Origin of the sequence: Okeania sp. SIO3B5 (genome assembly GCF_010692555.1) — a bacterium.
In the GTDB taxonomy this organism is placed as follows: Bacteria; Cyanobacteriota; Cyanobacteriia; order Cyanobacteriales; family Microcoleaceae; genus Okeania.
The window spans coordinates 1-9,053 of the sequence record NZ_JAAHHG010000416.1 but is presented as its reverse complement, the minus strand read 5'-3'; the positions used below and the strand labels follow the sequence as shown (position 1 = coordinate 9,053).

7 protein-coding genes and 2 pseudogenes are annotated in these 9,053 nt (G+C 38.3%); 3 read left to right on the top strand and 6 right to left on the bottom strand.

Translation table 11 applies throughout. The annotated features are described in order from the left end of the window. Both F6K54_RS43360 and F6K54_RS33970 read right to left on the bottom strand, forming a co-directional pair. Window positions 1-184: pseudogene (locus F6K54_RS43360) on the bottom strand (IS607 family transposase); the annotation flags it as partial. Window positions 185-235: 51 nt separating this feature from the next. Continuing rightward, window positions 236-469 (bottom strand): recombinase family protein, encoded by a 234-nt coding sequence (locus F6K54_RS33970; RefSeq protein WP_293087963.1) that lies wholly within the window; start codon window positions 467-469, stop codon window positions 236-238. Between the two features lie 408 nt (window positions 470-877). Between F6K54_RS33970 and F6K54_RS33965 the strand changes: the two genes are divergently transcribed. Further along, entirely contained in the window at window positions 878-2,680 is a 1,803-nt protein-coding gene (locus F6K54_RS33965; protein WP_293087961.1) for a fatty acyl-AMP ligase, read from the top strand. 252 nt (window positions 2,681-2,932) lie between these two features. Here F6K54_RS33965 and F6K54_RS33960 read toward each other — a convergent pair whose 3' ends face one another. After that, entirely contained in the window at window positions 2,933-3,148 is a 216-nt protein-coding gene (locus F6K54_RS33960) for a hypothetical protein (RefSeq protein ID WP_293087959.1), read from the bottom strand. Window positions 3,149-3,763: 615 nt separating this feature from the next. Between F6K54_RS33960 and F6K54_RS33955 the strand changes: the two genes are divergently transcribed. After that, window positions 3,764-5,398, top strand: coding sequence for an aminotransferase class I/II-fold pyridoxal phosphate-dependent enzyme (locus tag F6K54_RS33955; protein ID WP_293087957.1), 1,635 nt, complete (start codon window positions 3,764-3,766; stop codon window positions 5,396-5,398). 297 nt (window positions 5,399-5,695) lie between these two features. After that, on the top strand, window positions 5,696-7,324 hold the full coding sequence (locus tag F6K54_RS33950) for an ammonium transporter (protein WP_293087956.1): 1,629 nt from the start codon (window positions 5,696-5,698) through the stop codon (window positions 7,322-7,324). A gap of 13 nt (window positions 7,325-7,337) precedes the next feature. On the opposite strand, the gene F6K54_RS33945 is transcribed toward F6K54_RS33950, so the two are convergent. The 3 genes and pseudogenes from F6K54_RS33945 to F6K54_RS33935 all read right to left on the bottom strand — a co-directional run. Further along, the gene (locus F6K54_RS33945; RefSeq protein WP_293087954.1) at window positions 7,338-8,279 is read right to left on the bottom strand and encodes a hypothetical protein; all 942 of its coding nucleotides are present in this window, start codon (window positions 8,277-8,279) and stop codon (window positions 7,338-7,340) included. 224 nt (window positions 8,280-8,503) lie between these two features. Further along, window positions 8,504-8,797 carry a hypothetical protein gene (locus F6K54_RS33940; RefSeq protein ID WP_293087953.1) on the bottom strand — a complete coding sequence of 98 codons (294 nt, stop codon included), beginning with the start codon at window positions 8,795-8,797 and terminating at the stop codon, window positions 8,504-8,506. Window positions 8,798-8,844: 47 nt separating this feature from the next. Beyond that, a pseudogene (locus F6K54_RS33935) lies at window positions 8,845-9,053 on the bottom strand (hypothetical protein); the annotation flags it as partial.

Genomic DNA, 9,053 nt, shown 5'->3' with positions numbered 1-9,053 from the left:
CGGGAGAAAGTTCAACTTTGTTGAGAACCACGATTCGCGCATTGTGGTGGGCACAGAACCATTCGAGCAAATCGAAGCCAAATCGAAGGAGCCTGTCTTTGTATGTGACCACAATCGATTGGACATTTCCTGACATAACCCGTTCCAGTACGGCAAGCATTTTTTTTCGTTTGTAGTTAAGTCCTCCTCCAACTTCTTTGACAAGCTCTCCATCAGGATATTGGGACTGGAGATATTAACATTGACGCTCCAAGTCTTCTTTTTGCTTTGTTGACGAGACTCTGGCGTAGAGAATGGTAGCCCTATCCCCGGTAGTCCCAGTTGTATATGTGGTGATGTCATATCTTCGTTGACCTCCTGCTGTTCTAATTGCTTTGATTTTTCCCTGCTCTTCCCAGTACCGCAAGGTTCTGTCGCAGACTCCCAAGATTCGGGCTGCTTCCCCTGGGGTTACATAATTTTTGACCATTTCCTTTTTTTTCTATCTTCATCTTCTATTTTTACACTATTTACCGGAAATTGCCAGGGTTTTTGAAATCTAGTCGCACACCAGTAATTAAAGTTATATGTTGTTGTGTCATTTTATTTCAGACTTAAATAATAGCTGTGACTATAAATTGATAATATTTTGGCAGCTTCAGATAGATTTTTAATCAAAAGTCAGTCCCAGGGAAATACATCACAATTGTTACAGTAGATTCCACTAAGCGTGAGGTATACCCGTCGCGGGCAAGATGCCCGCACTACAAACATTTACAACGCTTTTCAAATTGATGAACCACTTTTTCCTTCTTCCTTCTCTCCTAGATAACTAAAGCCTTCTTCCTTCTGGTATAAATTAATTGCCCGAACCCTGGCTTTTTCTATTAAAAATCAAATGAATATTGTAGATAAAAAAATTAAAACATTAGTAGATTTATTACAAAACAGAGCTATCGAAAACCCCAAACAAATAGCTTATACCTTTTTAGTAGATGGAGAAACAGAAACAACTAGCCTCACCTATCAACAACTAGAACAACGTTCACGAGCGATCGCTGCCTATCTCCAATCAGTATGTCCACCAGGAGAACGTGCTTTACTCATCTATCAACCGGGACTAGAGTATATTAGCGCCTTTTTTGGATGTCTTTATGCTGGAATTATCGCAGTTCCCGCCTATCCCCCTAGACCAAATCGCTCCCTGGCCCGCATTCAAACAATTATTAGGGATACAGAGGCCAAAGTAGCTCTAACAACTAAATCTATCATCTCCACCCTAGAACGTCGTGCCTCGGAAACCCCAGAATTGAATAATTTAGGTTGGTTAGCCACTGACCATATTCCAGACAATTTTGCAGAAAAATGGCTTGAACCAAATATCAACGAAAATACCCTTGCCTTCCTCCAATATACCTCCGGTTCCACAGCCACACCAAAAGGAGTAATGATTACTCACCAAAACCTTTTGCATAACTCTAGTCTGATTCATCAATGTTTTGGACATTCTGTAGAAAGCAAAGGAATAATCTGGCTACCTCCTTATCACGATATGGGTTTAATTGGTGGAATAATACAACCTTTATATGGAGCATTTCCAGTAGTTTTAATGTCTCCGTTAATGTTTCTGCAAAGTCCAGTGCGCTGGCTACAAGCTATTTCTCAACATCAAGGGACTACCAGCGGTGGACCTAACTTTGCTTACGATCTGTGTGTCCGTAAAATTAAGGCCGAACAGATTCAAAATTTGGATTTAAGTAGTTGGGAAGTGGCATTTAATGGTGCTGAACCTATTAGTGCCCAAGTGTTAGAAAGATTTGCCAGAACTTTTGAAGTTTGTGGTTTCCGTCGAGAAGCTTTTTATCCTTGTTATGGGATGGCAGAAGCTACTCTGATAATTTCTGGAGGCGATAAACTTGCTCCACCAATTCAAACTACTGTTGCGGCTAACGCATTAGAACAAAATCAGATTATTTCAGCTATTGCGACTGACGCATTAGAACAAAATCAGATTATTTCAACTACTTCAGAAACTGAAGCCACAAAAATATTAGTTGGTTGCGGTCAAACTTTGCCAGACCAACAGATTAAAATTGTCCATCCAGAAAAATTAACTCTCTGTGCTGAGGGTGAAGTTGGAGAAATTTGGGTATCGGGGCCAAGTATTGCTGAGGGTTATTGGCACAAACCAGAAGAAACAAAGCAGACTTTTGAGGCTTATTTACCTGAAGCTTCTAGAAAAGAGCCATTTATGAGAACTGGAGATTTAGGGTTTTTGGAGGGTGGGGAATTGTTTGTGACTGGTCGTCTCAAGGATGTGATTATTATTAATGGTCGGAATCATTACCCTCAAGACATTGAATGGACAGTCGAGCAAAGTCATCCCATGATTAGACCAGGTTGTGTGGCTGGGTTTTCAGTGGAGGTTGCAGGGGAAGAAAATCTAGTAGTAGTGGCTGAGGTAGAACGTAACTTTCGGGAAGTTGGTCGGCGTAATGGCAAGTCTGGGACAGAAAATTCCAATTCCTCTGAGGATTTAATTAAATCTATCCAACGAGTTATATCAAGAAATCACGACTTACAGACTTATCAGGTATTATTGCTCAAACCAGGAGCTATTCCCAAGACTTCTAGTGGTAAAGTTCAGCGTTATGCTTGTCGTGATGGTTTTTTGGCAGGAACTTTAAAGGTATTTGAATAAAGAAGGTAGTGGACTGAAACTCTGAAAATGTTGCAATAGTAGGGTCAGGTTCCTGGTTAAATTAACGAGTTTAACCATCAAATCATGTAAACCTGCCCCAAAATCTAATGCACAAAATTAGCTGCGTAACTTCTGACTTCCGACTCTAGTCTGTAGTAGAACCTAGCTGGTTTTCCTTACTTCTTATGAGATCATGGCACATTGACATCATTCCAAAGTTGTGCTTGAGCTACAACGAAGGATTCCTAACCATCACTGATTAGGTCTTTCTGCTTCTAACGCACCTGCCTCCAAGGCTAAACCTCTTTTCGGTCTTACAGTCGCTCCACAGACTGACACTGCTAGCCCAGCAGCCTTGTGATATTGACCATAGCATACTATGGTAAGAACCGCAACATTGATTGGTTTTCCCATGGGACGCTTCTGTTCCTGAGATCGTGGGTCTTCAACCAACGTTGAGATAACCATAATGCTTTCCCCAGTGTTTTTGTGACGTTCTCCTACATCAAATCAAAGATTATGATGTAGGCGGACCTACCTCATAGATAGGGCTTTCTGTTTCACAGGGAGTGCAACCACTTAACCCTCTACAGACAGAGACGATGAGACCCACCGCCTTTTTGTACTAAACAATTCTGTACTCCAGAAAGTTCCCTCAAGAGTTTACTTTTTCACGGGTTGAGGGCGAACTTCTTAATTGAACTCCATACTCGCTATTTGTTTTCATAGTTTTCTCAGGTGCGTACTACCGCTACTCCTAATATAATTACAATAACACAAAAAAACACACAATGCAAGCTCTAAGTGGACGCTGCGCGGTTTATTTGTTGGTCGGCAACTCCCCTCCCGTTATACAAATGTTAACGGGAGACCCCTTGCCGACATCAAAGTTGGGGGGGTCAATCAGTTGAAATAGTTAGCTATTTTAGGTAATTGTTACAAGTTAGAAGTTAGTGCTAAAAAATCAGAAATCAAATTTATGATTTTTTAGAGGGACTTTTTTACCCCAATATGTGCTATTGCATATAAGCTACTAGAAAAAACTGAGTTATGAGCAATTTTAACGTGGTGCAGGAGTGAACAATGAAACTGTTGAACCAGCTTACCAATGAGAAGGACAGCCAACATCTGTCTTTAGTAAACAACGAGCCAGACCCTGCCTTGCAAGTCCCACAATTATCCCCGTCTACAGAAACTATTAAGTCCTGGTTGATATCCCAATTGGCCGAAAGACTAGAACTTGATATTCATGAGATAGATATTGAGCGGGATTTTATTGATTATGGCCTTAATTCGATTGAAGTGGTCAATCTTTCTGGAGAACTAGAAAATCTCCTCGGTAGGCGACTTCCTCCGACTCTGTTATTGGATTATCCAACTATTGAGGCTTTAGCTGAATATTTAGTGGAGGATACCACCCAGGATACAGGGCCAAATATTCACAAAAAATTAGAAGATGAGGCTGAGGTCTCAACTTCTAATCCAACTATTGAAACTGAAGAAATTCCTTTAGAGTATTATAACTTCGACCTGTACCCAGAATATCTGCAACTGCAAAAGCAAATGGCAGAAATTAATGCTACAGGTATTGGTAATCCGTTTTTTATACCTCAAGAACAGATTAATAATAATACCACAGTTATTGGTGGTAGGGAATTGGTGAATTATGCTACCTACAATTATTTAGGTATGTGTGGCGACTCCTCAGTATCTAATGCAGCGAAGGAAGCTATCGATCGCTATGGTACTTCTGTTTCTGCCAGTAGGTTATTATCAGGAGAAAAGCCGTTACATCAGGAATTGGAAAGAGAAATTGCTGATTTTATCGGCGTTGAGGATAGTATTGTTTATGTTGGCGGTCATGCAACTAATGTAACTACTATTAGTCATTTGTTTGGGCAAAATGATTTAATTCTCCATGACTCTTTGAGCCATAATAGTATTTTCCAAGGTTGTTTGTTATCGGGAGCAACTATTATTGCTTTTCCTCATAATGACTGGCAAGCTTTGGATAGGTTATTGAGCGATCGCCGTCATCGTTATAAACGGATACTTATTGCTATAGAAGGTGTATATAGTACAGATGGTGATATTCCAGATTTACCGAAATTTATAGAGATTAAACAACGTTACAAAGCTTTTCTGATGGTAGATGAGGCTCATTCTATCGGTACCATTGGCAACCATGGTAGGGGTATTAGTGAGTATTTTGGGGTTGACCCCAATGATATCGATCTATGGATGGGTACTTTAAGTAAATCTTTTGCTAGTTGTGGTGGTTATATTGCTGGTAGCAAAGCATTAGTAGAATATCTTAAATATACTTCCCCAGGATTTGTCTATAGTGTAGGTATTTCCCCACCAGATGCAGCATCAGTATTAGCAGCTATTCGTTTGTTGAAGGCGGAACCTCAAAGGGTGACACAACTGCAACAAAGGTCTCGACTATTTTTGGAATGCGCTCGCGATCGAGGTTTAAATACTGGTATGAGTAAGGACTCTCCAGTGATACCTATTATTGTGGGTGAGTCTATTAAGTCTGTACTATTATCCCAAAATTTATTTAAGCGGGGAATTAATGTACCGTTTATGTTTTATCCATCTGTGCCACACAATGCAGCTAGACTGCGCTTTTTTATTACCTGTAATCATACAGAGGAGCAAATTCGTTTTACTATAGATGCTCTTGCTGAAGAGCTGAGGAAAATGGATATTTAATAGGTAATAGCTAATGTAGGTTGGGTTGAACGGAGTGAAACCCAACAAAACCTTACTAATGTTGGGTTTATCCTAACGGATAAGCTCCGCTAACGTTCCTCAACCCAACCTACACCTAAAAATGTAGATGGGGTTGAACGGAGTGAAACCCAACAAAACCTTACTATTGTTGGGTTTATCCTAACGGATAAGCTTCGCTAACGGTTCCTCAACCCAACCTACAACTTGTCAGTGCGTAAGTCCTAATAGTTCCGATCTAGGAGACTTTTCAGTATGCGTAGCAAACTAATAAATGAAATGACTAATAAAAACTGGTTCTCACGCTTTAGGTATGTCTGTTTATTTTTGGCAACTATCGTAGTTTTGATAAGTTGCCAAAGAGCTTTAGCTAATGATGCTGATAGTGCCAATAATTTTGCTGCAGTAGACAATATCTGGCTGTTATTAGCTGGCGCCCTAGTATTTTTTATGAATGCTGGTTTCGCTCTTTTGGAAGCTGGTTTTTGTCGCAGCGAAAATTCTGTAAATGTCTTGGCGAAAAACTTAATTGTTTTTTGTGTAGCAGCGATCGCTTTCTGGATGTTTGGTTTTGGCTTAATGTTTGGTGATGGTTCAGATCATGCTCCTTGTAGAAAAAATGCTAATCAAAATGACCAGGAAATAGTTAGTTACCTGGGGCATTTTTCTCCAGCAACTGAATATAATGAGTCGGGGCAAAGTTCAGAATATATACTACTTCCCAAAGATGATAACCCCCTAGGTTTTCCTAAAAATAAATTTTCTTGTTTGCAACGTCAATGGGAAAACCGCTCTATAGCATCTCTATTTTTCTTTCAATTAGCATTTGCTGGAACAGCAGCAACTATTGTTTCTGGAGCAGTGGCAGAAAGGATTAGGTTTTGGGCATTTTTCTGGTTTAGTTTTATCTTGGTAGGATTTCTATATCCTATAGTTGGTCATTGGGTATGGTCAGAATATGGTTGGCTCAAACAAGCAATTAATTTTATAGATTTTGCAGGTTCTACCGTTGTTCATACTGTGGGAGGAACTGTTGCTTTAGTAGGTGCTATCTTACTTCAACCTAGATGGGGTTATTTTGGATATGACCCCCAGGAAGATTTAGATGGTAGTGTACTGCGGAAAGCATTACCTCGTAAATTTGGGCATCAAAACTATTTTACTTACCCAAGCAACTTAACATCTGCCACTCTCGGATGTCTCATACTTTGGTTAGGTTGGTTAGGTTTTAATGGTGGCTCTACAACCGAGCTACAAAATGTCGGTCATATAGTTATCACTACCATTATGTCCGCAGCAACAGGAGGTATAGTTGCCATACTTTCTACTCCCATAACTGCCTTATGGTCTAAAATATTTGAAAATAATCCAGAAACTGGAAAACCCGAACTTTCATCACTTATTAATGGTATCTTAGGTGGCTTAGTTGGAGTAACAGCTTCCTCTGCTTATATTGATGTTCCTATTGCTATTCTCATAGGTGCTGTTAGTGGAGTAATTGTTACTTTTGGTAACTTACTATTAAAGTTATGGAAAATTGACGATCCGGTAGGAGCTATTCCCGTTCATCTTTTTTGTGGATGTTGGGGTACTATAGCAGTATCTTGGAGTCTCAAAGGTACGGAAGTATATCAGGATAATTATAATGTTTTAGGTCAGCTAGGCTCTCAAATATTAGGATGGTTAATTGTTTTTGTTTTTGTCTTGATTTTTAGTTGGATAGTCTGGGTAGTTATCGGGGGAATTTTATACAGTTTTGATATGATAATTGGCAATCAAAGAAAGTTATCTAAAACAAAAAATTTATGGCTGAACATTCATAGGATAGCCAGACAAGGAATTAGAGTAACGCCAAAAGAAGAAATAGAAGGAAGTGACGGTTTTTGGGAAAATCCCAAACCTGAATAGCATTAATTAATCATTAAAGTGGAGACGCTGGACATTCTTTTAATTCTTTCAGTTTCTCCATAACTTTCTGTTGATCGTCATAATTGAAAGAATTTGAATAATTATCTTCAAACAACCATTCTTTTAGCTGCTTTCTTATATTGTCAAAGGAAGCATACCCCTCTGTAATTTTGCAATATGATTCGACAGCTTTTTCATACCTATATTCGTCAACATGATTTCTGGCTTCCTGGTCATACTGTAAATTTTTTTGCCCGGACAGTAGTTTCTTTTGCTGGTCTAGTAAATTTTTGTTTTGCTCGTTATTGAATGAATAAGCTGGACAATCATTAGGTGATTGATTTTGTTGAATCAATGTTTCAATTACCTTTTCTTTGTTTTTATTAGACAGAGTATTATTGAAGATCCATTCTTTAAGTGTATTTTCAACTTCACTAAAGTCTTCATATCTATTGGTAATTTTGCACAAAGTTTTTGTGGCTTCCTCATATTCTTGAGAACTTATTTGATCCAGACTAGATTTCCAGAATAATTGGTTATACTTTTCATCAAACCCATCAATATTAGAGCATTGTTCGTCTAAATTCTGTTCTTCCCTATACCATTCAGAGTTAATTTTTTCTATAAAGAGCGATCGCTCTTCTTTATCTATTTCATCTTCCAAAGCTCTATCTATTTTTTCTAACAGTGAATTACAGCCATTTTGAACAACTTCAGAATTTTCCGAACTAATAATCCGGTAAAATGTGAACATTATAGGAGCGAGTATAATAGAAACTACCATTAACAAAGACAAAAATTTTGATATTTGATTAGGTCCTTGAGGAGGATCATTTTGCTCTGGCACAGGCGTTTTGTGGTTGTTATTTGTTTCAGGTAAATTTTGATATTTGTTAGGAATTTTATCCATTTGCCGTCTTTCCTCATCAGATAAGGGATAGTTTTTACCAGCCAAAGTCGGACTAATTCAACTTTGATCTTATAACTTATAGGACATTCTTGTTCTTCTAAAAAGCCATATTCTTCAACTCAACGTTTTCCTATAGACTGCCAATTTTTTACAGAGGCTTGTAGTTGGTTTTCTCCAAAGCTTTCTTGAGCTTCTGCTACTGCACGAAAAAATAATTTTTTATGCTAATCAAAAGGTTCTAGAAAACCTATTAATACTGCTTCTCTCTGTCATCGCGTCTCCAAAATTAACCAGACATGATTGTCAGTTACGTTTTTTATTCCTTTTTCCCTACAATGTCTAAAAATATTGGAGCATAGTAGTTGTGTTAGAGAAGGATGGCCTGCGGATAGTTGCCATTTGGCATCTACCGCGCTTTGTTCATATTCTAGTATTCCTTGAGCTGGTTTAACAATCAAATTTAGAGTACTTTCCTCATCTAGTAAACCAACTTCTATTAGGCTTTTGAGCTTCCTGCTTCTAGGTAGTTTATACTTTTCTAAAACCCACATTTTGTACTTCAAAATATATTACAATAAGTTACAAAAAACTCTCTGTTAATTAAGTAGAATTACTTATGGTGTTTGGTAACTGCAAGTGAGATCATAAAGTTGACAATATCCTGATTATTTACTATTAAAAAAAGTATCTTTAATAGACATCTCCAAAAATTAAAAATCAAATCAATTCTTATCCAGAAATTATCATTTATTCTTCTCTGTTCCCTGTTCCCTGTTCCCTGTTCCCTGTTCCCTGTTCCCTGTTCCCTATTCCCTATCA